This window comes from Peribacillus sp. TH16 (genome assembly GCF_016651095.1).
GTDB classification, from domain to species: domain Bacteria; phylum Bacillota; class Bacilli; order Bacillales; family DSM-1321; genus Peribacillus; species Peribacillus butanolivorans.
This window is the reverse complement of the sequence record NZ_JAEKEM010000009.1, coordinates 2435732-2461262: the sequence shown is the minus strand read 5'-3', so window position 1 is coordinate 2461262 and position 25531 is coordinate 2435732. Positions and strand designations below refer to the sequence as shown.

27 protein-coding genes, 1 pseudogene and 2 riboswitches are annotated in these 25531 nt (G+C 38.1%); of the genes and pseudogenes, 18 read left to right on the top strand and 10 right to left on the bottom strand.

The features are described 5' to 3' along the window. Positions 1–140: 140 nt before the first annotated feature. The 4 genes from JFV29_RS26015 (at position 141) to JFV29_RS26000 (ending at position 4731) form a co-directional block, all read left to right on the top strand. Positions 141–1085, top strand: coding sequence for a siderophore ABC transporter substrate-binding protein (locus JFV29_RS26015; protein WP_201188116.1), 945 nt, complete (start codon positions 141–143; stop codon positions 1083–1085). A gap of 455 nt (positions 1086–1540) precedes the next feature. Then, the gene (locus tag JFV29_RS26010) at positions 1541–1825 is read left to right on the top strand and encodes a hypothetical protein (RefSeq protein ID WP_201187264.1); all 285 of its coding nucleotides are present in this window, start codon (positions 1541–1543) and stop codon (positions 1823–1825) included. A gap of 13 nt (positions 1826–1838) precedes the next feature. Next, positions 1839–2144 (top strand): hypothetical protein, encoded by a 306-nt coding sequence (locus JFV29_RS26005; protein ID WP_201187262.1) that lies wholly within the window; start codon positions 1839–1841, stop codon positions 2142–2144. 607 nt (positions 2145–2751) lie between these two features. Continuing rightward, the gene (locus tag JFV29_RS26000; RefSeq protein WP_201187260.1) at positions 2752–4731 is read left to right on the top strand and encodes an LTA synthase family protein; all 1980 of its coding nucleotides are present in this window, start codon (positions 2752–2754) and stop codon (positions 4729–4731) included. An 85-nt stretch (positions 4732–4816) separates the two neighbouring features. On the opposite strand, the gene JFV29_RS25995 is transcribed toward JFV29_RS26000, so the two are convergent. Beyond that, entirely contained in the window at positions 4817–5437 is a 621-nt protein-coding gene (locus JFV29_RS25995) for an RraA family protein (RefSeq protein ID WP_201187257.1), read from the bottom strand. 709 nt (positions 5438–6146) lie between these two features. Between JFV29_RS25995 and JFV29_RS25985 the strand changes: the two genes are divergently transcribed. Further along, positions 6147–6323 carry a hypothetical protein gene (locus JFV29_RS25985; RefSeq protein ID WP_201187255.1) on the top strand — a complete coding sequence of 59 codons (177 nt, stop codon included), beginning with the start codon at positions 6147–6149 and terminating at the stop codon, positions 6321–6323. A 15-nt stretch (positions 6324–6338) separates the two neighbouring features. Here the strand turns inward: JFV29_RS25985 and JFV29_RS25980 are convergent, their stop codons facing one another. Then, entirely contained in the window at positions 6339–6518 is a 180-nt protein-coding gene (locus tag JFV29_RS25980) for a hypothetical protein (RefSeq protein ID WP_053348658.1), read from the bottom strand. Between the two features lie 120 nt (positions 6519–6638). Between JFV29_RS25980 and JFV29_RS25975 the strand changes: the two genes are divergently transcribed. From JFV29_RS25975 to JFV29_RS25945, 7 genes are all read left to right on the top strand, one after another. Then, on the top strand, positions 6639–6941 hold the full coding sequence (locus JFV29_RS25975; protein WP_201187253.1) for a DUF948 domain-containing protein: 303 nt from the start codon (positions 6639–6641) through the stop codon (positions 6939–6941). A gap of 71 nt (positions 6942–7012) precedes the next feature. Beyond that, positions 7013–7111, top strand: a riboswitch (guanidine-I (ykkC/yxkD leader). 46 nt (positions 7112–7157) lie between these two features. Then, complete coding sequence (gene sugE / locus JFV29_RS25970) at positions 7158–7478, top strand: quaternary ammonium compound efflux SMR transporter SugE (protein ID WP_201187251.1); 321 nt, start codon at positions 7158–7160, stop codon at positions 7476–7478. A gap of 54 nt (positions 7479–7532) precedes the next feature. Continuing rightward, entirely contained in the window at positions 7533–8081 is a 549-nt protein-coding gene (locus JFV29_RS25965) for a YhcN/YlaJ family sporulation lipoprotein (protein WP_201187249.1), read from the top strand. A 232-nt stretch (positions 8082–8313) separates the two neighbouring features. Further along, positions 8314–9822: a spore germination protein gene (locus tag JFV29_RS25960; protein ID WP_342366588.1), complete on the top strand. Its 1509-nt coding sequence runs from the start codon at positions 8314–8316 to the stop codon at positions 9820–9822. Positions 9823–9845: 23 nt separating this feature from the next. Continuing rightward, positions 9846–10946, top strand: a complete 1101-nt coding sequence (locus tag JFV29_RS25955) for a GerAB/ArcD/ProY family transporter (protein ID WP_201187247.1) — start codon at positions 9846–9848, stop codon at positions 10944–10946. After that, on the top strand, positions 10943–12025 hold the full coding sequence (locus JFV29_RS25950; RefSeq protein WP_201187246.1) for a Ger(x)C family spore germination protein: 1083 nt from the start codon (positions 10943–10945) through the stop codon (positions 12023–12025). The genes JFV29_RS25955 and JFV29_RS25950 overlap by 4 nt, the downstream gene beginning before the upstream one ends. A gap of 133 nt (positions 12026–12158) precedes the next feature. Beyond that, positions 12159–13841, top strand: coding sequence for a glycoside hydrolase family 13 protein (locus JFV29_RS25945; protein WP_201187245.1), 1683 nt, complete (start codon positions 12159–12161; stop codon positions 13839–13841). 159 nt (positions 13842–14000) lie between these two features. On the opposite strand, the pseudogene JFV29_RS25940 reads toward JFV29_RS25945, so the two are convergent. The 5 genes and pseudogenes from JFV29_RS25940 to JFV29_RS25920 all read right to left on the bottom strand — a co-directional run. Next, positions 14001–14353: pseudogene (locus tag JFV29_RS25940) on the bottom strand (helix-turn-helix domain-containing protein); the annotation flags it as partial. A 203-nt stretch (positions 14354–14556) separates the two neighbouring features. Continuing rightward, positions 14557–16008: an amino acid permease gene (locus JFV29_RS25935; protein ID WP_242485361.1), complete on the bottom strand. Its 1452-nt coding sequence runs from the start codon at positions 16006–16008 to the stop codon at positions 14557–14559. A 96-nt stretch (positions 16009–16104) separates the two neighbouring features. Then, positions 16105–16285: riboswitch (Lysine riboswitch) on the bottom strand. A gap of 279 nt (positions 16286–16564) precedes the next feature. Then, positions 16565–17527, bottom strand: coding sequence for a LacI family DNA-binding transcriptional regulator (locus JFV29_RS25930; RefSeq protein ID WP_201187244.1), 963 nt, complete (start codon positions 17525–17527; stop codon positions 16565–16567). A gap of 264 nt (positions 17528–17791) precedes the next feature. Continuing rightward, on the bottom strand, positions 17792–18094 hold the full coding sequence (locus tag JFV29_RS25925; protein ID WP_201187243.1) for a hypothetical protein: 303 nt from the start codon (positions 18092–18094) through the stop codon (positions 17792–17794). Next, positions 18094–18294 carry a helix-turn-helix transcriptional regulator gene (locus JFV29_RS25920; RefSeq protein ID WP_056524628.1) on the bottom strand — a complete coding sequence of 67 codons (201 nt, stop codon included), beginning with the start codon at positions 18292–18294 and terminating at the stop codon, positions 18094–18096. Before JFV29_RS25920 ends, JFV29_RS25925 begins: the two co-directional genes overlap by 1 nt. A gap of 284 nt (positions 18295–18578) precedes the next feature. On the opposite strand from JFV29_RS25920, the gene JFV29_RS25915 reads away from it, so the two are divergent. The 5 genes from JFV29_RS25915 (at position 18579) to rodA (ending at position 23402) form a co-directional block, all read left to right on the top strand. Further along, a complete protein-coding gene (locus JFV29_RS25915) occupies positions 18579–19502 on the top strand; it encodes a metal ABC transporter solute-binding protein, Zn/Mn family (protein ID WP_201187242.1) in 924 nt (307 codons plus the stop codon). Positions 19503–19514: 12 nt separating this feature from the next. Beyond that, positions 19515–20270 (top strand): metal ABC transporter ATP-binding protein, encoded by a 756-nt coding sequence (locus tag JFV29_RS25910; RefSeq protein WP_056524634.1) that lies wholly within the window; start codon positions 19515–19517, stop codon positions 20268–20270. A gap of 7 nt (positions 20271–20277) precedes the next feature. Next, a complete protein-coding gene (locus JFV29_RS25905) occupies positions 20278–21204 on the top strand; it encodes a metal ABC transporter permease (RefSeq protein WP_053348671.1) in 927 nt (308 codons plus the stop codon). Next, on the top strand, positions 21201–22082 hold the full coding sequence (locus tag JFV29_RS25900) for a metal ABC transporter permease (RefSeq protein ID WP_207205178.1): 882 nt from the start codon (positions 21201–21203) through the stop codon (positions 22080–22082). The genes JFV29_RS25905 and JFV29_RS25900 overlap by 4 nt, the downstream gene beginning before the upstream one ends. Before the next feature lie 147 nt (positions 22083–22229). Beyond that, positions 22230–23402: a rod shape-determining protein RodA gene (gene rodA / locus JFV29_RS25895; RefSeq protein WP_201187241.1), complete on the top strand. Its 1173-nt coding sequence runs from the start codon at positions 22230–22232 to the stop codon at positions 23400–23402. 124 nt (positions 23403–23526) lie between these two features. On the opposite strand, the gene JFV29_RS25890 is transcribed toward rodA, so the two are convergent. Continuing rightward, positions 23527–23862: a spore coat protein gene (locus tag JFV29_RS25890; protein WP_201187239.1), complete on the bottom strand. Its 336-nt coding sequence runs from the start codon at positions 23860–23862 to the stop codon at positions 23527–23529. A 12-nt stretch (positions 23863–23874) separates the two neighbouring features. Next, positions 23875–24153 (bottom strand): hypothetical protein, encoded by a 279-nt coding sequence (locus JFV29_RS25885; protein ID WP_162878703.1) that lies wholly within the window; start codon positions 24151–24153, stop codon positions 23875–23877. A 156-nt stretch (positions 24154–24309) separates the two neighbouring features. Between JFV29_RS25885 and JFV29_RS25880 the strand changes: the two genes are divergently transcribed. Beyond that, positions 24310–25227, top strand: coding sequence for a proline dehydrogenase family protein (locus tag JFV29_RS25880; protein ID WP_201187237.1), 918 nt, complete (start codon positions 24310–24312; stop codon positions 25225–25227). 49 nt (positions 25228–25276) lie between these two features. Here JFV29_RS25880 and JFV29_RS25875 read toward each other — a convergent pair whose 3' ends face one another. Further along, positions 25277–25408 (bottom strand): YuzL family protein, encoded by a 132-nt coding sequence (locus JFV29_RS25875; RefSeq protein WP_082612715.1) that lies wholly within the window; start codon positions 25406–25408, stop codon positions 25277–25279. Positions 25409–25531: the final 123 nt, after the last annotated feature.

Sequence of the window (25531 nt, the reverse complement as noted above, 5' to 3'; positions counted from 1 at the left end):
AGTTGGCGGGCGCCCAAGAATTAGCCGCCTCCTGTTTAAATATAAGGAAAAAGAGGGAAAAACGATGGGTTCTAACAAGTTACGGATTCAACATGTAATTTTAAATAATAAAAAATACTTTTTGAGGTGACATTTTAATGATTAAGAAATTATCTTTACTGCTATTAATAGCAATGCTGGCTGTAGTGGCTGTAGCTTGTGGATCAAATAATGAAAAAGAAGAATCAAGTCCGAAAAAAGAATCGGCTAAAAGCGAAGAAATAACAGTTAAGCACCAACTAGGAGAAACGAAAGTAAAAACAAACCCTGAAAAAGTTGTCGTATTCGATATGGGAACTCTTGATACACTTGATAAATTGGGTGTAGAAGTGGCTGCTGTTCCTCATGATGGCCTTCCTGAATACCTTTCTAAATATGAAGGTACAACTGAAAATGCTGGTGGATTAAAAGAACCTGACTTCGAAAAAATTAACGAGATTGCTCCTGACTTAATCCTTATTTCAGGTCGTCAATCTGATGCATATGAAGAATTAAGTAAAATTGCTCCTACAGTTTATGTAGGTGTGGATACTACAAAATATATGGAATCATTTGAAGAAAACGTAACACTTCTTGGTAAAATCTTTGGTAAAGAAAAAGAAGCTGCTAAAGAATTTGCAAGTGTTGAAGAAAACATCACTGCTTTGAAAGAAAAAGCACCAACAGATAAAAAAGGTTTAATCATTCTTGCTAGCGGTGGAAAAGTAAGTGCATACGGTCCTGATTCAAGATTTGGTATTATCCATGATGTATTCGGCGTTCCTGCAGTTGATGATAAATTAGAAGTATCTACACATGGTCAAAGTATTTCTTTTGAATACATTGCTGAAAAAGACCCTGATTACCTTTTCGTAGTTGATAGAGATGCAGTTGCTGGTGATGGAGCTGCAGCGAAAGAAACAGTTGAAAATGATATTGTAAAAAATACAAAAGCTTATAAAGAAGGCAACATCATTTATCTTGATCCTAACTACTGGTACTTATCAGGCGGCGGTTTAGAGTCTGTTGATTCTATGGTTAAAGAAATCTCTAAGGGTATTAAATAATAAAGATGTAAAGCAAGGCCTGCTCTCACGTAAAGTGAAAGCAGGCTTTTTTTGTTTTATATATAAAGCAGATTTGCTCATATAACAAATAGGCTAAGAGAACATACCATAATGAAAGATGACTGCACCTATTGAAAATCCCCACCTTTAAATAACGAGGGCTTATGCTCAACGACCGTTAACCAAGCCTTGTAGTTGAGCACCACAGTGAATGCAATCCCAGCTATGGATTTGATAGCAGCCAAGGAGATCAAAAGCTGGAATTGGACTCCTAGGAGCTTAAAGCAGGGAACCAAAAAAAACAAAAACCAGAAGAGAATAAATATACTTTCTTCCTATTATATGTCGTTTGTATAGCAATGCTATTTATCTTGCTGCTATTTATGAGTCAGGGGTATATTAAAGTCAAAAATCTCAGTGAACTTTGGCTGGTCATCATTGGATTTGTATGAGTCTTGAATAATATCAATGAACAAACAGAGAAAATGACGATGAGTTCTATTTTTTTGGAGAGTGGGGAAGTAACATCACTTACGATGCAGTCCGAAAGCAGTAAATATAAAATCACAGGGAAGCATAAGGGGTATGATGAAAACAAGAACTTAGTAACGTACGTATCTGGTGATGCCGTAGAAAAGTTAGATAAAGGCATCATCACTGTTGATCCTCGGAAAAAGACAAGTGGCTGGGTGACATTTTTCACTTCAGTTATTCCATTTGTAATCATTTTCAGCCTGTAATTCTTTATTTCTTTTGGTTGCCGCACGAAAAAATGGAGCAGATGAAAAATATCTAGATAGAGAAAAAGAATACTCGCTTTCCATATGTTCTTTGAGATATTTTTACAATTTGTTAGTGAATCAACACTTATTTAACATAGACAATTATTTAATAAATAATTGCGGTGTTAATCAAAAGAAGCCTAATAATATTGAAAAAAAAGAATATACAAATGATCGAATTATGGGAAATTTGGAAGGCGATGTTGTCGATAATACTCGAATTGAGCATAAGAAAAGGCATCTTTTACAGTCAGGAATACAAGTAAATGTAGGATAAATGCTTTGAGTTATTAGTAGGTATCCGACTCGCGTATGAGGTCGGAGATATTGAAAGAGAAGCCCTGCAGGTAGATGTTCGAAGTTAAAAAGTTTTCAGGGAGTAATTCCTGGACATAAATAAAATGAAAAAAAAGCAGATCATTTTTATACTGTCGAATTATCGGGAAAAAAATCTAGGATAAATCTAATAGCTTTCGATGTTTAAAGAATTTTTTTTTACAGTTTTTGTAATGTACTGGTGTTTTTATAAGGAGTCGTTTATAATGGTAAAAGCCTAAGGGAAGTGAAAATAAATATAACTTGTCATCCACATTTACCAGGAATTTATGGTGATATTTATTGGAATAAGATTTGGAGTTCCTATATATTTATTATAGGAAATCATACTTCAAAGGCGGGGCGAAACTCTGTTATTTTTTCAAAGGCTTGTTCATAAGCTAAAGAAGCGTTCTTTATGCAATAGTAAATATTGTGACAAAAAGTGGTTTTGCGCAATCTTGACTATCTAAGGGAAAGAATGCTATCATAAGGTTTGCGATTTTCCGTCTTCTGTAAGTATGTAAAAATTTATATATATAAACCACTAGATTAATAGAGGTGAAAGCATGAATAATTTTCTTAAAAAGAGCCAGCATTTATTTGCAAATAATGTACTAGGCTTTTTCTTTATTGCCGTAGTAATGTTTCAGATTAAAACTTATATTGGATATCGAGTTGAATTTAACTTAGGTATTGAAAATGGACTACAACAGTTTTTGCTATTCATAAACCCGATTAGTTCAGCTATTTTATTCTTTGGGTTGGCATTACTGGCAAAAGGTAAAAAATCGTTTAAATGGATTATTCGGTTGAACTTATTGATGTCCTTATGGCTATTCTTCAATATTGTATACTACCGTTCATTTACCGATTTCATTACATTACCAACCTTGACACAAGTGCAAAATGCCGGGGATTTGGGACCGAGTATTTTAGAATTATTTAAAGGCCATGATGTATTTTATTTCCTTGATACGGTTCTTTTAATTGTTTTATATAAATTCAAAGACTTTAAAGTGGAAGACATCAAAATTAAACGTCGTACTGTTGGAATGGTATACCTTGCAGGACTTGCAATTTTCGCTATCAATTTGGGACTTGCTGAAAAGGATCGTCCGCAATTATTATCGAGAACGTTTGACAGGAACTATATTGTCAAATATCTAGGTATGTATAACTATACTGTCTATGATGCGGTTCAAAATACTAAAACCTATGCTCAGCGTGCAACAGCTAATAGCACGGATATCGCAGAAGTCGTCAACTATACAAAAGCGACAAGCGCTGAGCCTAATCCTAAATACTTCGGTGCAGCTGAAGGGAAGAATGTTATATACTTGCATTTGGAATCCATGCAGAATTTCTTGATTGACTATAAGTTGAATGGAGAAGAAGTAACTCCATTTTTAAACTCACTTGCACATGATAAATCTGATTTCATGTATTTTGATAATTTCTTCCATCAAGTTGGTCAGGGTAAAACAGCGGATGCTGAATTCATGCTCGAAAATTCTCTGTTTGGTTTACCACAGGGGGCAGCATTCACAAATCGATCTCAAAATACGTATCAAGCGGCACCAGCGATTTTAGGACAAAAAGGATACACATCTGCTGTGTTCCATGGTAATTATAAATCTTTCTGGAACCGGGATAATATGTATAAGTCTCTTGGCTTTAATCAGTTCTTCGATGCAAACCATTATAATATGGAAAATAAAGAAGAAGTACTAAGTTATGGATTAATGGATAAGCCTTTCTTTAAAGAATCCATTCCTATGTTAGAAACACTTAAGCAGCCTTTCTATACAAAATTCATAACAGTATCTCACCATTTCCCATATGCTATGGATCAGGAAAAAGCAACAATTGGTAAACAAACAACGGGTGATGCATCGGTTGATAGTTACTTCCAAACTGCACGCTATGCCGACGAAGCGCTTAAAGAATTTTTCGATTATCTGAAAGAATCAGGCCTATATGATAACTCGGTAATCGTTATGTATGGCGATCACTATGGTATTTCTGAAAACCATAAAGAAGCGATGTCAAAAGTACTGGACAAAGAAGTAGGCACGTTTGAGAATGCCCAATTACAACGTGTACCATTATTGATTCATGTTCCAGGCGTTGAAGGCGGGGAAATGCATCAATACGGTGGACAGATAGATCTTCTCCCAACTTTACTACATTTGTTAGGGATTAAATCAAATGATTATGTACAATTCGGTTCAGATTTATTGTCAAAAGATCATAATGAAGTAGTACCTTTCAGGAATGGAGACTTTGTAACGCCAGATGTTACTTCCATTAAAGGAAAGTACTATGATACTAATACTGGAGAATTGGTCGAGGAGAATGAAGACATTCTCAATTATAAAACGAGAGCTGAAAAGATGCTTAATTTATCCGACCAAGTCGTAAACGGAGACTTACTCCGATTCTATACTCCAAATGGTTTTAAACCGATTGATCCGAAGGATTATGATTACACATACAATGAAGAAGATTCAAAAGAAGTTGATTCAAAAGCTGAGTCTGATAAATAAGTGGTTAATAAAAAAACAGGCAGGAGGCAATAGCTTCCTGCCTGTTTTTTTATAGTTTAAGGGATAATTTTAATAAGGCAGTTCTTTAGGATTTTGCAGTCATCATGGCAATATACTTCCTGATTTCATCAGGCTTTCCTGCATACTTTTCTGCACGCTGTTCATCCTTTACGATTTTATCTTTTGCTTTTTTTAATATTTCTTCACAAATAGCTTGAGGGACGACCACGACTCCATCTACATCCCCTATTATAATGTCGCCTGGATATACAGTGACACCACCACAGGAAATTGGGATATTGGTTTCACCCACACCAGCCTTTCCGCTTGAGGCAACAGTGGTCCCTTTACTGAATACAGGGAAATTTAAATCTTTAATGGCTGCTAGATCACGAATAACTCCATCGACGACGAGAGCTTCAATTTCCATTGTTTGCATCATGCCCACAACAAAGTCACCAGCGATAGCTCGGTATGTATCCCCTTTGCAGTCAACAACTAATATGTCCCCTGCCTGGGCCTCACCGATTGCCTTTAAAACGGCTGAATTATCACCGACTGGTACCTGGACAGTTAATGCACGTCCGGCAAAATGATATTCATCTTTTAGGGGTTTAATTGTTGAGTCTAGATTGTTCAATCCATCCATTGCATCAGAAATGGCCGTGGTAGGTAAAGCTTTAAACTGTTGAATGAGAGTATCCATGAAAATAAGTCCTCCTTAGGATTATTGGAATATATCCTAATTATAACAATTTTTATAATTTTCGGATAATAGGTATAGGTTATCAATCTTTATAACTTTTAGCCGATGTTTTACAATTCTAAATGGATAAAGGAATATGTCTCTAATCGACAAACCCCCATCCTGTAGTAGGAAGGGGGGAGTTTATATAGTTACCAAATAGGGAATCTACAGTTTTTTTCTTTTTAATTAAATAGGGGTTTAACATTCATTTAATCCCCCCCAAGGTCCATTTTGGGAAATTGGTTATTTTTGTTTCCTGAAAGGGTAATCTTTTAAGAGCCAAGTTCATCCCTTTTCCTGTTACACTTTAAGGATAGGGACGGTTTTTTTATGAATTAAGTTTCTGCCTTAGCACATAGCGATTTTATGCTCTATTGCAAGATCAACCCCAAGGCATGTCCCATGTATCGATGCTTGATCAAACATATTTATGAAATTCATACTCTCAGAAAGTCTGCTTTTCCGCACAGGGATGGTTCTCTCCAACGGTAGATTCAGCTGATGAGAGGTTAGGAATGAATAGTTCGTAAAATATTGTTTGCCCTTTTCATTAATCGAGTATACTTTACGCGGTGGCCTGTTGCCTTCTTGTTCAGTATGTACCTCAATGTAGTCTTGTGGCTTGTAGAGGGAAACTTCCAGGAAGATATTTAATACTAATTAAAGATTGTATGTGCAAATATTTTCAATGAGTAGAGAAAGTGAGCAAGGACAAATCATAAGTGTATCGAAGGTAAAAGAAATGTTTACAAAAATGACTGCACAGAACTCAAATAATTTGATGTTTGGGGTTGAACTTTTAAAAGCTGTTAGTGAAACGCCTGCGGTAAAACTTTTTTTATAGAGGGGTATCTTCATGTCAAAGAAAGAGTAATATTAAGACAGAGGTTGCCAGGGTTAGCCAAATAGGGCTAAATATTTCTGGATGAATGATAAGAAAAACGATTCCTGCAATTGTGGCAGCCTGCTGAATGGTCATATGTCTAATAAAGTGTAACCCAGCTTTAAGACAAGCCTTAATGAGAGGTGTGTGATTCATTTTTCATTCCTCCTTTTCTCTTCAATAATATGTCCAGGAATAAAATAAAATACATAGCCAGTCGTTTTCTGCCCAGTATTATGGGTATATTAGAGATAAAAGAAGAAGGAGGAATTATAGATGTTAATTGTATATATTAGTCTTGCCCTCTTCATTGGAGCCATTATTTACTTAGTCTTTTTTGCACTCAAAACATATAAGGATACTAAACCTGCAATTGAGAACGTGACGGAAACCGTTGCACGGATTCAGGCAAAAACGGATCAAATTAAATCAGAGACGGATCAGCTAGCATTGAGACAGCAGGAAATCACAGAAGATGTTCAATATAAAAAAGAGGCCGTTCAATATACAGTTGATGCAGCTAAACAAACGCCGGAACCATTTAAAAATATTTGGCTTACAATCAAGGGTGAAAAATGAAACCTTAGAAGCAGACGAAACGGTTGAGGATGTATTTGACCACTTTTGATATTGCGTGATATAGTATAGGGATAAAAAGTTTCTAGGGTTCCGCGGTTTAATTGCAGGCTGGTCCGAGAGAAGCCCGCAGGATTTTTTTGCGTACACGGAGGGAAAAAAGCCCGGGAGGTTATATTTATAACCTACTGGGTTTTTTTCTGTATTGGAGGGGAAAAGATGGCTTGGTTATACTTAGTTATTGCAGGATTATTCGAAGTAATATGGGCAACGAGTTTGAAATACACGGAGGGTTTTACAAAATTAATTCCTTCTATCATAACGATTGTCGGTATGGTTATTAGTTTTTATTTTTTATCATCGTCGATAAAAACATTGCCGATGGGGACAGCATATGCAATCTGGACCGGAATAGGGGCAATCGGTGCCGTCCTTGTTGGCATTATTGTCTTTAACGAGCCAAAAGATGCGATGCGCTTAGTTTTTGTTGGTTGCATTTTGATTGGCATTATTGGATTAAAGGTCACCTCTTCTGAATAATTAATTGCTTCCTTGCAAATAGTAGCATTAAACAATTTGTAAGGAGTGAGGAAAATGAATTATAAAGCGGTAGTATCAAGTGCCATGATGGCATTATTGATTTCAGGCTGTACGTCTAATGATAAACAAGGAGCAAATGAAAATCTTGGACTTAATCGGAACAATCAGGATAATTATGATACACCTATGAGGGTAAGTGACACAAGGCAAAATGATAATAATCTAAATGATAATAATCTAAATGATAATATAAATGATAATGGTACAAACGATTTGAGGGTTTCTGAAGATATCTCAAATCGTGTTGAGGCCTTGAAGGAAGTAAAAAATGCCTGGGTTATTGTAACTGATCATCATGCGTATGTTGGGGCTGAGCTAAATGACGGGGCGGATAAGGATCTTACAAATGAATTGAAAGATAGAATCGCCGACTCTGTAAGAGGAGCCGATTCATCCGTAGAAAAAGTGTATGTGTCTACGAACCCTGATTTTGTTCAAAGAATGAATGATTATGTAACCGATATAAATAATGGAAAGCCTGTTAAAGGATTTGTTGATGAATTCCGTGATCTTGTAACACGTATTTTTCCAAGCTCAGAGTGATTAATAAGGGGTGAAATCCCTTCCGCATTAAGACTTATTCGTTTATTTTCAGCTTTATAAGAGCTTGAAAATGATACGGATAGGTCTTTTATGTTTAATGAAGAGATAAACCACTAGGCTAGAGTATTCAGCTACTGTGTCAGGTTCTGAGGTAATGGGATTTTATGACTAACTTTGGGGAGTCTGGTTACAATAATTGGGTACACTTAGAACGGTGTTAGGGGGCGGGAAAGTGAGGTTTTTTAATGGAAAAAAGAAATCTGAGGTAATAGCTTTTCAGCATTCTTCTGAGGATTTTCAGGAACTGTTTAAAAAGTTTGAAGAGTCATCTGATTTTCTTACTTACCTATTCCCAAATGAAGAAGGCTATATCATTTCCTATTTTAAATCACTAGTTAGTTCACAACAGGTCCATGAACAATTGCTACCTGTTATCTCGAATCAACCAAAGAAAGATATCCACCAATTAAAAAGTGATTTTCCAGTCGGAGATATAAAAGAAACGACGGACTTAAACGAAATTAAAGAGTTGATGCTGACAGGATCAATCATGATTCAATACAAAAAAGATGATAAAAATTGTTTGTTAATTCCATGTGTCAACAGTGTTAAAAGGCAAATTTCTACTCCAGAGTCGGAGTATACTGTCCTGGGTCCTAAAGAGGCCTTTGTAGAATCGATTGATACGAATTTAAATTTAATCCGTAATCGTCTCCCAATTCCCGAATTGCAGGCAAAAGAATTTCAGGTAGGGAGTATCTCACAAACCAGGTTAGTAGTTCTCTATATAGAGGGGATTACTAATCAACAAAATATTAATACGATTATGCAGAGAATAAATGACATCGATTATGATACGGTCGTGGATATTTCTTTTGTTAGCCAGCTGATAACAGATAATCGGAATTCGATGTTCCCCCAGCTGATTGATACAGAACGGCCTGACCATTTGGCCAGTGTATTAACAGAAGGGAAAATAGGGATAATGCTGGATGGATCACCTCATGTATTGATAGGTCCCAACACCATCATTAGTTTTTTTTCGTCATTTGAAGATTATTTTCTAACTTGGAATATCGGTACTTCGTTTCGTTTGATTCGCCTTTTCGCAGTTTTATTTTCTGTTTTATCTTCGCCTCTTTATGTTGCAGTTTTAACATATCATTATCAGGTTATTCCAACGGATTTATTGCCAATCCTAATCTCCTCACGGGGGGTCATCCCTTTTCCGCCGATTTTAGAAGCAATAGTGCTTGAAGGAACGATTGAATTGCTGAGGGAGGCTGCGGTAAGGCTCCCGGCAAAGGTCGGCTCTACCATCGGTATTGTTGGCGGTATTGTTATCGGTACAGCCGCTGTAGAAGCGGGGTTTGTTAGTAATGTTTTATTAATGCTTGTCGCTTTGGCTGCCCTTGCTTCTTTTACGGTACCTATTTACCAGATTAGTAATACGATTCGTCTCATCCGCTTTCCTTTTTTATTGGGCGCCCAGTTATACGGATTGTTTGGAATAGCATTATGTAGTGCATTTATTTTAAGTCATTTATTAAAACTGACGTCACTTGGCAGTCCATATTTAGAACCGCTTTATCCGCTAAGAATTAAGGATTTTAAAGATAGTTTTATTCGACTTCACTTTTCAAAACAGAAAAAACGTCCGCATTTTTTGCGGACTGAAAATCCAGTAAGAATAAGAAAGAAAACTCAAACCCAAAAATCCCAAAATGATATTGATGAATAAGGTGTAGAAAGCGGTGAGAAAGCATGGAAGCTCAAACAAATGTGACTAAACAGATTTCTCCATTCTTTGTCTCTTTCCTCATACCAGGTATGCAAATTGGAGTAGGGGTATTGGGATTTGAACGGATCATAGCAAAAGAGGCAGGCCAAGATGCTTGGATATCAGTCCTGATTTCAGGATTAATCATAAATATTCTTCTTTGGATGTGCTACAAAATTTTAGGACGCGGTCCACAAACACTTGATTTGGTTGCTGTCCATCAAGATTTGTTTGGCAAATGGGCAGGAAATGCTTTCAATATAGTATTTATCCTCTACTTTATATTGATTTCCATCATTATTATTAGGACTTATTTAGAGGTTATTCAGGTTTGGATGTTCCCTAGTGTTAATATCCCGCTGTTATTAACCATCATCCTGATTCTTGTTTATAGTTTTGTTACGGGAGGGTTTAGAGTTATCACCGGTTTTTGTATGATCGGGCTGATGATTGGATTGCCCTTAATGCTTTTGAAGTATTTCCCATTAAAACAAGCTCATTTCTATAATTTGACACCTGTCCTGGATCATTCCTTTCTAGATATTATGAAAGCATGTAAGTCGATGACGCTGAATTATCTCGGTTTTGAACTGCTCTTGGTCTATTATCCATTTATAAAAAAGCGTGAACGGTCTCAAAAGTGGGCCCATCTCGGGGCACTTTATACAACTTTTCTATATCTCATCTCAATTCTTGTCTCATTAGCATACTATCACCAGGATCAGCTGAAAGATGTTATTTGGGCAACTTTGACGTTATGGAAAATTGTAGACCTACCCTTTATTGAAAGATTTGAATACATAGGAATTTCTATGTGGCTTTTTATGGTGATACCGAATGCATGCCTGGGAGTCTGGGCTGCAAGCAGATGTGCGAAACGGGTATTTGGGTTCCGACAGAAAAAAATGTTAGTTATTATTCTGATGGTTATTTTAGTGTCTTGTATTTTTTTGGATAATCGCAATAAAATCGATTTGTTAAATACGTACATTTCCCGTATGGGTTTTTATATGATGTATCTGTACCTTCCCTTTTTATTTTTATGGCAGTTGATTGTTTACAAAGTGAGGGATCATAAACCATGAAAACCAAACTACTATTGATTACATTAGGTTGCGTATTAATGACAGCGTGCGGAGTGGAGAAGCAAATTTTAGAAGATATCTTAATTGCCGAAGTCGTTGGCTATGATGATGCTGGTGACCATAAGATTAAGGGAACAGTTGTTGTCAATGTTCCTCAACTTGGAGAGGAAGCAAACCTAGGTAAGGAAGTTTATGAAGCTATTTCTCATGACGTAAAAGCTACTCGTCAGCAAGAAAACTCTAAAACCACATTTCCAATTGTTGGTGGTAGATTATCAGTAATTCTCTATAGTGAAGAATTAGCTGGAAAAGGCCTCAATGATTATGTCGATACATATAGGCGTGACCCAATGGTAGGAAGAAATCTATATTTAGCTGTTGTTCATGGCAGAGCTGATGATGTAGTTAAAATAGAGCCGAAGTTATCCAAAACTCCAGGGGTTCAAGTAAAAGAGCTAATTGAACAAAACATCAGAACGAATTTACCTAATGTCGATTTGCACCACTATTTATATGCCAGTCATGGTAAAGGAATTGATCCGGTTATGCCATTATTGGAAACAGCAGGCGAGCGTGTACGGGTGAAAGGGATAGCTCTGTTTAAAAAGGACAGGTACATTGGTAAGTATATTTCTTATGAGGACGGTTTCTTATTCAAAGTACTTAGCGAAAACTTCAAACTGGGGAGTTATGAAATAAAATTGAAGGATAATGACTTTATTGATATTAATAACGTTCAATCACATGTCCATTATGATATCTTACATGCAAACCAAGAGCCCAAGGTCAGGATTGAAGTGAAAATAAAGGCAAGTATACTTGAGGTACAAGGGTATGACTTGGGCAAACCACTCGACGTGAAAAATATTGAGAATAAAGCTGAGCAGGCCATTGAAAAAAAACTAAATAAGATGTTAACTATGTTTCAGGAAAATAATATAGATCCAATTGCGATGGGTGATATCGCTAGAAGTAAAACAAGAAATTTTAATCGAAAACATTGGGAGGAAGTATATCCTCATATTCCAATTGATTTGGCTGTAGATATTGAAATGATTCAAACGGGAATCGCAGAATAAGGAAAAAAATCCATAATATAAAAATTCCTTAAATAGATTCGTTAATCAAGAATATTCTGAAGTTTCGCTCTTTATAATAGGTGTATTGATGTAAACATTTATGTCAATTTGCTTAATGAAGGGTGTGGAGGAAATGGACAAAACATGGTGGAAAGAGGCGGTTGTGTATCAGGTGTATCCCAGGAGTTTTATGGATAGCGATGGAGACGGGATAGGGGACCTGAAAGGAATATTGATGAGACTTGATTATTTACAGGAGCTGGGTGTAGATGTGATATGGCTTTCTCCGGTTTACCAATCTCCCAATGATGATAACGGTTATGATATTAGTGATTATCGTTCGATTATGACTGAGTTTGGGACAATGAGTGATTTTGACCGATTATTGAAGGCAGTTCATGAACGTGGAATGAAAATCATGATGGATCTTGTGGTCAATCATACGTCAGATGAACATTCATGGTTCAAGGAATCCCGGTCTTCTAAAGATAATCCGAAGAGGGATTACTATATTTGGAGACCTGGGAAGAATGGAAAGGAGCCAAATAACTGGGAATCCATATTCAAAGGTTCGGCGTGGAAATATGATGAGGCAACGGATGAATATTATTTGCATTTATTCAGTAAAAAACAGCCGGATTTAAATTGGGAACATCCTGAGCTTCGTGAAGAAATTTATAGCATGATGAAATGGTGGCTGGATAAGGGAGTCGATGGCTTCCGAATGGATGTTATTAACTTCCTTTCGAAAGATCAGCGATATTTGGACGGGGATGTCCGGTATGGGAAGCAGCATGGTGATGGAAGTCCATTTTTCATGAATGGTCCGCGCATTCATGAGTTTTTGCAGGAAATTAATCAGCGAGTGCTTTCTGGTTATAACTTGATAACGGTTGGTGAAATGCCTGGTGTATCACCTGATGAAGCTCAATTGTTCACAGGGAAAGAACGTGGTGAGCTACATATGGTCTTTCAATTTGAACATATGGATTTGGGGGGAGGACCAGAAGGGAAATGGAGTAACAAAAAGTGGGAATTGAGTGACTTAAAGCGGATTCTTTCCAAGTGGCAGATTGGTTTAGAGGAGGATGGTTGGAACAGTTTATACTGGAATAACCATGATCAACCGAGAATTGTTTCAAGGTTCGGAGATGATGGGAAGTATCGGGTAGAAAGCGCAAAAATGCTTGCTGTTTGTCTGCATATGCTTCAGGGAACGCCCTATATTTATCAAGGCGAAGAACTGGGTATGACCAACGTTTGCTTTGAAAGAATAGATGAATACCGCGATATTGAAACGCTGAATTCTTATGAGGAACTTGTGAATTCGTGTGGATGGACAGAAGAGCGGATGCTAGAGGCCATTTACGCGCGCAGTCGAGATAATGCGAGGACACCTGTTCAGTGGAATGACTCAAGAAACGCGGGGTTTACAGCGGGAACTCCTTGGATCGGTGTCAATTCTAATTATCCGGAGATCAATGCAGAAAAAGCCTATAACGATCCGAATTCCATCTTTCATTTTTATAAAAAGCTTATTCAATTACGTAAAAAACATGAAATCGTCGTTTATGGCCGTTACGAACTACTATGGCCTAATGATGAACAAATATTTGCTTATACGAGAACACTTGATGAAGAAAAGCTGCTGGTGTTATGTAATTTCAAAGACTATGAAGCTTCCTATTCCATACCTGAAGGGTTAGATACAATGTCTGCTACACTGTTAATCGGCAATTATGAACAACTGCCGATTGAGGAAATTTCCGTTAAACCTCTGCGACCGTTTGAATGCCGTGTTTATCATTTGAATTGAACTCCCCCCCACTTATCGACCTTACGGTCTGATTGAAGTGGGGGATTCCTAAGAACATTAGCCTATCGGCCAATTTTTAATTAGGCTATTCCCGTAGTTCCTACGGTTAGAAGCCTTATGGCTTCATTCATTAGATTGAGTCCTGCGTTAATATCTCGATCGTGGTGACTTGTTTTGCTTTTTATAATATCGACTATAGGAATCTGCTAAATTTTCCACCGATTTCTGTAAGGTAATACTGTCTACTTCTTTCAGGAAAGAATACTCTTTCTTTAAGCTGGAAGTTCTTTGATTGTTGCGTATTTATTCAGAAAAGAACCTTTCCATTCATTAGAGGATAATTGGCTGTTCTGCTTCATTTCTTCACAAATATACCAGTAGGCATCTTTCTCCTTTTGTTTGCCTAGAAAGAAGTTATAGACAAAACGGGAGCAGCCGATCGTTTTATTGATTAGAGCTAGTTGTTCTTTAGTTGGATAGATTCGAAATTTATAAGCTTTGTTTACGACCATTGGTTTCACCCCCTTATAGTTATTATTAACCACAGAACGTATGTTTGCCAAAAGATTACTTTGGCTTATGCCAACCGCCATTCATCTCTCCTTACCGTTGGGCTCTCGCCCTTCACACGCTTGAAGAGGGAGTCTTCTGGTGGGAAATGATAAAAAAAGGACCTGATTCCTCTTGAAGAAGAAATCAGGTCCTTTTAAAACGCTTATTTTACTTTAAAATCACATTCCTCAAGTGGGATGATTTTAGTTTTATACTTAATTTTATAGCCGAACCATAGGGCGAAGAATAAGATCAGGCCAATGTAAGAAACAAACATGGAATTCCAATCAATCCCGCTGCTGCTGAAAGCTTGGTAGCCTTGTCCAATGATAATGAAAATACATAGGACGAGCGCGAAGATCGGTCCAGTTGGGAATCCTTTAGCAAGGTATGGTAAAGCATTCAAATCAAGACCTTGAGCTACATAGGCTTTGCGGAATCGATAGTGAGCAATCGCAATTCCAACCCATGTGACAAATCCAGCCATACCTGAAGCATTTAATAACCAAATATAAACTACACCGTCACCGAAAAATGAAGCTAAGAAAGCGAGGCAACCAACTAAAGAAGTCGCGATAAGAGCATTCACTGGTACCCCTCTTTTATCGAGCTTGCCAAGGAATTTCGGAGCTTTTCCGTCGCGGGCCAAATCCCATAGCATACGAGTTGAAGCATACATGCCGGAGTTACCAGCAGAGAGCACAGATGACAATATAACTGCGTTCATGACCGATGCCGCAAACGCAAGACCTGCGCGTTCAAATACAAGTGTAAATGGACTGACGGCAACATCTTCGCTTAATAAACGTGCATCTGTGAACGGAATAATCATTCCAATTACAAAAATCGCAAGGATATAGAATAAAAGGATGCGCCAAAAAACGGACTTGATCGCTTTAGGGATATTTTTCTCCGGATTCTCACTTTCGCCGGCTGTAACTCCAAGTAATTCTGTTCCTTGGAAAGAGAAACCTGCTGCCATGAATACTCCTAGAATTGTGAAGAAGCCTCCATTAAATGGACCTTCTCCCATGGTGAAATTAGAAAAACCAATTGGGTCATTTCCCCCCAGGATTCCGAAAATCATTAGAAATCCAGTGATTAAGAAGATGATAACGGTCACGATCTTGATTAAAGCAAACCAGAATTCAGCTTCGCCAAATCCTTTAACAGACATATAGTTAAAAAGAAACATAATAATTAACGCAACGGCACTCCAGATAATGGACGAGCTGTCCGGGAACCAGAATTTCATAATTAGGACAACGGCAGCCAGTTCAGCTGCAATTGTGATGGCCCAGTTATACCAATAGTTCCAGCCAATCGCGAAGCCGAAAGATGGGTCGACGAATTTGGATGCGTAGACACGGAACGAACCGGCTACTGGCATGAATGCTGCCATTTCTGCAAGACTTGTCATTAAGTAATAAACCATGAAGCCAATGGCTGCGTATGCTGCCAAAGCACCTCCAGGCCCAGCGGTATGGATGGCACCGCCACTTGCTAAAAATAAACCTGTTCCAATCGTTCCACCTAATGAAATCATCATTAAGTGACGTGCTTTCAGGCTCCTTTTCAACTCAGTGGGATTTGATGTTGTTTGTGAATTTGACAATTGATGTTACACTCCTTTTTATTGGAAGGGAACGATATATAAAAAAACAGCAGTCGAAAAAGATCGACGGCTGTTTATAATAAACCCGTTTATCCTTCCGAAGATAGCTCCCCACGTTAATAAAACGTGACAGTGGTGTTCCTATTCGGTAACACCGCCAGCCTAGATATACAAGGACCATATCTAAACTTCGGCAACTTATCCTTTCAAACGGAGTCGTCAATTTTCCTGAATCTCGTCCGTACTACTTTTATAAGCCGCAGCCTCTAACTCATCGGTAAATGAGGAAGTATTCAATTTTCTTATACTAAATATATAAATCGTTGCGTCAACTTCTAGTCAACCTATACGATTTCAATATAAAGTTCAAACAATTACTTCTATGTCAGCAGGTCATTGAGTAAACTTTACTATATTAAAATTATAAAATAATCTTATAGATAGCGCAATGATTATTTTTCAAGGTTATTTTTTCCTAGTTTTTAAATGTATCACTTGAATTTGGTGTTTAAATGTTTGTCATTTAAACATCTTTTATTTGGATAATTAAGATAATTCAAATAGTTTTTCGTTTCATAAGAGTATAATCTAATTTTACATGTCTGATAACTTCAGGATTTTCAAATAGATCAACAGCCATTTTGCCAATCCAATCAAGCGGTAAGGAAACGGTTGTGATATCGAGCATCTCACTGAGGCTATCATTATTAAAACCTAGAATGGCCACGTCTTCTGGTACTTTCATTCCGAATTTGTTGGCAGTAAGAATGAATCCGGACGCGCTGTCATCATTAGTAATGATGATAGCCTCTGGTTTATCTATCATAGAATTCCAATCTTGGAACAATTTTTCACCATCTTTGATGTGATAACTGCCTTCAAACAGCCATTCTTTTTTATTTAAAAGATGATACTTATTCATAATATCGTTAAACGCCTTTGTACGAAGGGAGCTGTTTCTGCTCTTTTTTCGCCCGAGGCTGTATCCAATTTTCTTATATCCTTTAGCAACCACGTATTCAAGTGCAGAGGAAAAAGCGGCATAGTGATCAATGCTTATGGACGATAATTCAGCCTGGGCTGTATCTTCACATAAGATAATTGGTCCATATTTTTGATAGTCCAAGAGGACTTTCATTTCTGAAATTCTTGAACAAACGATAATGCCATCGAGTTGCTTCATTTGTAACATATTCAATGCCTGAATTTCTTTTTCTCTTTCATATTGTGTTTGAAAGATGACTATATGATAGCCGATAGCATTGGCTTGTTTTGTAATTCCTTGCACGATTGCTCCGTAATAGGGGTGATTGGTGAAGGGAATGATGACGCCGATTAGATTCGTTTTGCCTTTTGAAAGATGAATGGCGTTGATATTTCTCGAATAGTTTAATTGGTCAATGGCCTGTAAAACACTCTTTCTTTTTTCAGGACTAACATATGGGTGATTATTCATTACACGAGACACTGTGGAGACGGACACACCTGCATATTGAGCAATTTCTTTAATATTTGTCATAGGATCACCGTTTTTTCTTTTTTTTATTGTATCGTATGAAACCCATTTCAGAGCAAGAGGCGAGAATAAGAGAACTAAAGATTTCTTTATTCAGGGTCTTGTTCTGGTATGGGTTTCATCCTTTAAGATTGAAAAAAGTCTTAGAGGAGGAGATTAGGATGGTCCAAACTTTACTCTGTCTGATCGTACTATGCGGTATCGAATTGGGATTAGCTTACTTCGCAGTATATTTGAAGTCGGAAAAATGAATGGAATGTTGACGGCTTATAACTTCGCTTGATAATAAAGAACGAAGATCGCCCATGAGCCCAGATGAATGAACAATAGAATGCCAAGGACAGCTGCAACAGAGAGCTTCACTCCAAAAAGCAATAACAAGAAAAAAAAGCACGTCCCAATAATTGGGAAAAACCAACTGGATGCCCGTGCTCTAGTTCGGATGAGGTCAAATCGTTCATCTAATCCCCGTTGCTTGGCGGCGGCACGGCGTCCCCACCATAATCCAGTCAGTCCGCAAATAATCCCAAGCGTGATTCCTAAAAAGGCCCCCCAGTTAAAATCCTCCATCATAACTCCTCCTCAAATATAAATATATCTTCAATGGCCAGTTGAAACACTTTCGCTAGCTTGTAAGCAAGCTTGATGGAAGGGTCGAATCTTCCTGTTTCTATAGAAATAATCGTCTGTCGGGACACGCCTGTAAGTTCGGACAGCTTTTCTTGTGTAAGTTGATGCGCTTTGCGTAGTTCCCGAATGTTATTTTTCAAATTCTTAAACTCCTTTCAGAAATGTAAAGCTAGCTTTACGTAAAGTATACTTTACAAATTGAAAATGTGTAAATAATTTTCATTCGACAAAATCCTATGATAAAGAATAGTGGTCAAAGATAAAAATGTTGCACTTTTTTAGTACATTTGTGTATAGTATAAAATAAGTTGTGTACGGGAAACTTTTTAGCATTTACGACAATGTGATAGACAGAAAAAAATTTTGAGCTAAATTTTGCGCTTGGTAAACATTTTTAGGAAGATGAAAAAGGGAGGGAATAAGGATGGGGTTTTTAAAAACTATTGGTGGCGTACTTGCTGCTGTGATCATTTTAGCGGGGTGCGGAAATGATACGACTGAACAAGATAAAGGCAATAGCAAGTTAAATGTCGTCGCAACAACGGGGATGATTGGGGACTTGGTTGAGAATATTGGCGGTAAACATGTGGAGGTCACTAGTTTAATGGGACCGGGAGTCGATCCCCATCTTTATAAGGCAACACAGGGTGATGTGAAGACACTGGATTCAGCTGACATGATTTTTAATAACGGCGTGCACCTTGAAGGGAAAATGACGGATATCTTTGAAATGATGAGCAAGGATAAACCGACGATTGCGGTAACGGAGGATTTCAAGGAGGAACAACTTCGTAAAGTAAGTGCAACGGAACATGATCCGCATGTTTGGTTTGATGTAAAGCTCTGGATGGTTGCAGCGGAAGCGGTAAAGAAAGAGTTAATTGCCAATGATCCTGACCATGAAGCAAGTTATCTAGAAAATTATGAAGCTTATGTTCTGCAGTTAAAGGAACTTGATAAATATGTACAGGGTGAAATAAATAAAATACCAGAAGATCAGCGAGTGCTCGTTACGGCACATGATGCATTTGGATATTACGGCAAGTCATATGGATTGGAAGTAAGAGGGCTACAGGGGGTTAATACGCTATCGGAATATGGGTCAAAAGATGTGACTGATATGCGGAATTATCTTGTGAAGAATAAAATTAAAGCAATATTCATAGAGTCTAGCGTGCCAAGGAAGGCTATTGAGGCGGTTATTCAAGGAGCTGAAAAGCAAGGTCACAAAGTGAAAATCGGTGGTGAACTATTCTCGGATGCGATGGGGGAAAAAGGCACTGAAGAAGGAACATATATCGGTATGGTCCGTCATAATACCGATACCATTGTTAATGCTTTGAAATAAGGGGGAGAAAGAATGTATCAGGCAGCTCTGAAGGTAGAAAATTTAACGATAGCTTATCATAAAAAACCGGTTGTCGAAGATGTCTCATTTGAGGTGCCGGAAGGGAATCTAATCGGTATCATAGGTCCAAATGGAGCGGGGAAATCCACATTAATAAAGGGGATACTCGAACTGATTCCTAAACTATCCGGGGAAGTCACAATCAGTGGATCTTCCTATAAATCGATGAGGAAGAGTATAGGCTATGTACCACAGAGGGAGTCAGTAGATTGGGATTTCCCAACCAATGCGCTCGATGTCGTGATGATGGGCAGGTATGGTCACCTCGGCTGGTTAAAGCGACCAGGAAAGGCTGAAAGACATAAGGCAATGGAATGCTTGGATAAAGTGGGGATGGTTGAATACGCTAACCGCCAGATAAGCCAGCTCTCAGGCGGGCAGCAGCAACGGATTTTTCTAGCTCGTGCTTTAGCACAAGAAGCGGATATTTATTTTATGGATGAACCATTTGTAGGGGTAGATGCAGCAACAGAGAAAGCGATCATTCAATTGCTGATGGAATTGAAGGAAAAAGGCAAGACAGTTCTTGTTGTGCACCATGATTTATCAACAGTAAAGGAATATTTTGATTGGACGATGCTGTTGAATAAAAAGGTTATGAAAATTGGACCGACAAAAGAGGTATTTATCCCCGAATACTTACAGGAAACATACGGGGGCCGCTTAGCGATATTATCAGATGCACAGTCCGGTCTATTATTAAAATGAGGTGTACATGATGAATTTACTGGATATTATTAATGATCCGAATACACGGTGGATTCTGCTTGGCACGATGTTCCTCGGATTAAGCAGTGGAGTCATCGGCAGTTTTGCCTACCTCAGAAAGCAGTCTTTGCTTGGTGACACGCTCGCACATGCGGCATTGCCAGGAATTTGCGTTGCTTTTATATTAACTGGGGTGAAATCTACTTCCTTCTTTCTAATAGGAGCAGCCTTGGCTGGTTTAGTGGCAGTTTTCCTAATCAGCGTACTTACGAGGTACAGTAAGATCAAGCAAGATGCTGCACTCGGAATTGTGTTATCTTCATTTTTTGGTTTTGGAATTGTGTTACTTACGCAAATCCAGCAGAGTGAATATGGAAACCAGAGTGGATTGGATACATTTCTATTTGGGCAGACTGCATCAATGGTCATGTCGGATGTCTATATGATGATGACTGTTTCCTTTATACTCATCTTCACTTGTACCGTGTTTTTTAAGGAATTTAAATTACTGTCCTTCGACCCGGGATTTGCTAAGGGAATAGGTTTACCGGTTGTTTTTCTAGACTATTTCATTATGATGCTGATCGTGGCGGCCGTGGTCATCGGTATTCAAGCAGTAGGAGTTGTATTGATGGCATCTTTACTCATTACTCCGGCTGTTTCTGCTAGGTACTGGACAGAGCGGCTGCATATCATGGTTATCCTGTCTGGAATATTCGGTATGCTGAGCGGTGTATCAGGTACGTTAATCAGTACATCGGTCAATAATTTGCCGACAGGTCCATTAATTGTCTTGTCCGCGACGGTATGGTTTTTCTTTTCCATGCTTTTTGCTCCTAAACGTGGGGTTCTTTCAACTGTATGGAGAAGGCTATCAACGAAAAAGAAATATTCTCTCGAACAGGATAAAAGGAAAGGGAGCCATCCATTATGAATGATTTTTGGATTATCTTAGTCGGGGCACTAGTTGCGGGTTCTTGCAGTGTATTAGGTTGCTTTTTGATAGTCAGAAAAATGACATTGATTGGAGATGCAATCAGTCATTCCGTTTTACCTGGAATCGTATTGGCATTTTTAATAACCGGGACACGTGACTCGGTTCCAATGCTGATCGGGGCAGCGGCACTAGGGTTACTTACAGTATTCTTAATCCAGCTTTTTCAATCTTCAGGCGTTCAGTCTGACGCAGCAATCGGCATTGTGTTTACCTCTCTTTTTGCAACAGGGATTGTACTAGTGAGTTTGTATACGCAACAAATCGATTTTGACCTGGAGCATGTCCTGTATGGAGAAATTGCCTATACTCCATGGAATACGATGACAATTAGCGGATTCGAGGCGGGACCAAAAGCTGTTTGGATTGTTGGCAGTTGTTTTATTCTCAATCTTATTCTGATTTTTCTTTTCTTCAAACAGTTTAAGCTTGTTTCCTTTGATCCATCACTTGCGGCTGCGATGGGAATTCCGGTTTTGTTATTTCATTATTTACTGATGAGCCTTATTTCGCTAACGACGGTAGCCGCCTTTGATAGTGTAGGTTCAATTTTGGTAGTCGGGATGCTCATTATACCAGCGGCAACAGCCTATTTGCTGTCAGACCGTTTAAGTCGGATGATTTTGGTCAGTATCGGGGTTGGAATACTCAGTTCTATTATCGGTTACTTTTCAGCTACCGTTTTAGATGCCTCGATATCGGGATGCATGGTAGGTGCAGCCGCTCTGTTATTCGGATTGGCATTTCTTTTTTCTCCAAGCCATGGATTAGTCAGTAGATTTTTGAAACGCAGAAGCGCAATGGAATCACATTCTTAGTATCTCCAACTAACAGGCTGCATGCTTATAACTCCATGCAGCCTGTAATCTATTCTGCGATATAGTTGTGATTTTATTTGTTTAAAGTATAATGAATAAGTGTATTAAAAGATGTATCGCAGGAGCCTTTTTAAGGGAGAGTTAAGTATGGAAGAACAAAATAAATTTTCATCACGAATAGATTTTTCTTTGGTCACAATATTGCTGTTGTTATGCGTTGGAAGTTGCTTAGCAATCTATAGTGCCCAAACGACTGGACAGTACGCTGAAAACTTCTTAATTAAACAAATTTTTTGGTATATAGTAGGAATTGGAATCGTATTAGGGTTTATTACTCTAGATTCAGATCAGTTGAAAAAAATTTCTTGGTATGCCTATGGATTCGGATTGTTTTTGCTTTTGTTGCTGATCCTTATGCCGGAAAGCATCGTACCTAAATTAAATGGTGCAAGAAGCTGGTTCAAAATTCCGGGAGTCGGTTCGATTCAGCCATCGGAATTCATGAAGGTTTTCCTGATCCTGGCTTTAGCAAATGTTATATCAAACCATCATCTCAAAAGCACGCTGAAAACGATTCAAACGGATCTATGGTTGCTTGTTAAAATCGGTCTTGTGACGGGTGCTCCGCTTTTGTTAATCATGCAACAGCCGGATTTAGGAACCGCGCTTGTCATACTGTCGATTATGCTTGGAATGGTTTTTATTTCAGGGGTTTCATGGAAAATATTGCTTCCGATAGTCTCAGGAGGAATTGTTGTCGCTTCTACGATTCTATATTTTGTACTTTGGAAGCCAGAACTTCTGGAAAAATACTTGGGAGTAAAATCCTATCAATTCGGCCGCATCTATTCCTGGCTGGATCCTTATAATTATGCGAGCGCTGAAGGTTATCACTTGACCAAGTCTCTGTTAGCTATAGGCTCTGGTCAGACCACAGGAAAGGGAATTGGGTCGAGAGAAGTGTATTTACCTGAGAGTCATTCGGATTTCATCTTCAGTATAATCGGAGAAGAATTTGGTTTTATCGGATCAAGTATCATCATCTCCTTGTTCTTCCTTTTGATCTACCATATAACAAAAACGGGAATGGAAACGAGAAATAACTTCTATACATATATTTGTGTTGGTGTTATCAGCATGTTAACGTTTCATGTTTTTCAGAACATCGGAATGACGGTAGGCCTTTTACCGATTACGGGGATTCCACTTCCATTTATCAGTTATGGAGGAAGCTCGCTAATGGGGAATATGATGGCCATGGGCCTAATATTCAGCATCAGGTATCACTATAAAAAGTATATGTTTTCAACGGATATCTAAATATATAGAGCCGGTCCACGCTTCGCTGTGGGCCGGCTCTTTTAAATGAGGTTGTTGCCACAGCTATTGAGAAAACAAACAAAAGGAACTGAATTATAGTGCATCTCAGCTCATATATATGTCCTTATTGAATGTTTGATCCATATGGGAATTGGTTTTTATAGCCCGAAAACTGTTGATAGGTTTGGCTTAAGCTATTGGATTGAGCCTTTTCTAAACTATACCAGCCTTTTTCGAACATAAGGTTATAAAGCTCACGTTGCATCTCCTGATTTTCTTTCGAAACTGAGAAAATGTCTTGGAATAACGCATGGTTACTCATTTCATGTAGGGCAACAGATAAAGAGTTACAGAAGTACTTCTCCGTTGCAAGCATATCATTAATAAAATCCCGATCATTCATTTGTGGTGTCTTTGCCACAGGAGACTCTGGATTTTGGACTTTGTTTTGGTTGGGCATCAAGAACCCTCCTTACTGGAATTGTTGTTGACTCTGATATTGGTTTGGATTTAAATGATTCAGAATGGTATCGTAATGGCGCTGATGCATTAGTCCACAGCGGTTTAACGCATCAATAATTTGTGGATCTTTACATTGAGCCGCAAAAAAATGTGCCTTTTTAATCGCAATCAGGTTCCATGCAAGCATATCAGATAAGTATAAACTGTCTTTTACAGAAACCATTTCCGGCGGTTGTTTCATGAAGCCGGTGGACTGTTGTTGGCTGTTAAATGAATTTTGTTGTTCCATCAGTCTACCTCCTTAAGTGTTATCTAAACGACTTTAATTTTCCCATTAACAATTTTTTTATTCTTGATGTTTGGATATCTGGAATTTGAATTAAATGGTAAAATATTCTTATGAAATACATCTATTTTCCGAAGAAAAGATACGGAGGGAATGCAGATGGAACAAATATTAAGAAATCTATTTCTTTTTCTATCAAAGAACAAAAATATGACAAAGGCAGCGAAAAAATATGGATTGCGGTTTGGGGCATCCCGCTTTGTGGCTGGAGAATCGTTGGATATGGCAGCTGCAGCTATCGCAGATTTAAACCGAAAAGGGCTGTCTGTAACCATCGATTATTTAGGTGAATTCATTGATAATGAACAAGAAGCAAATGAGATGGCAGATCAGTGTATAAAGGCCATTCGAATGATTTCCAGAAAAAATCTGGATTCACAGTTATCTTTGAAATTGACGTCGATGGGCATGGATATATCAGAACAAGTCGTAATGAATAATATGAGAAGAATATTAGAAGAAGCCAAAACCCATAGGGTGTTCGTAACACTTGATATGGAAGATTTTCCGCGCTGTCAGCCAACTTTGGATGTATTCAAAAACTTAAAGGCTGAATATAATGAACTGGGGACGGTCATACAAGCTTATCTTTATCGGACAGAGAAAGACATTGAGGAGTTGAATGCATACAACCCGAATCTACGACTTGTTAAAGGAGCTTACAAAGAGCCTCGGGAAATAGCTTTTCCAGAGAAAATTGATGTCGATGGTAATTTTAAAAAGATCATTAAGAAGCATCTGCTGAATGGAAATTACACAGCTGTTGCCACCCATGACGATAAAATTATTGATTATACGAAGAGCTTAGTCAAAGAGCAAGGGATCTCTCTTGATCAATTTGAATTTCAAATGTTATTCGGCATACGTAATGAAAAGCAGCTTGAACTCGTAAAAGAAGGATATAAGGTAAGAGTGTATGTTCCATATGGTACGGATTGGTACGGATATTTCATGCGCCGCCTTGCAGAGAGGCCGGCCAATATTGCTTTCGTTTTAAAGGGACTATTTAAAAAATAGCTAAATCGAGAGCCGGCCCGGATAAGGGACGGCTGCTCTAATAACGACTTTATTTTTTGTACTGATTGTTCTGGCTGTTTACTTTATTTATCCCTTGCTGACGCTCACGACCAGGGCCGGCATTGCCTTTAACGCTTGCGGCACTCACAGCTCTATTAGAAGGATTATTTTTACGCTTCATTGTATAAGTCACCTCCTGGTCGTTATTGTCTACTAAAAGGAGGAGAATTAATCAAAGGTAATATGATAAAAAAATTTATTTTTTTCCAGTTTTATCATTGCGGAATTTCCAATTATATTCTAT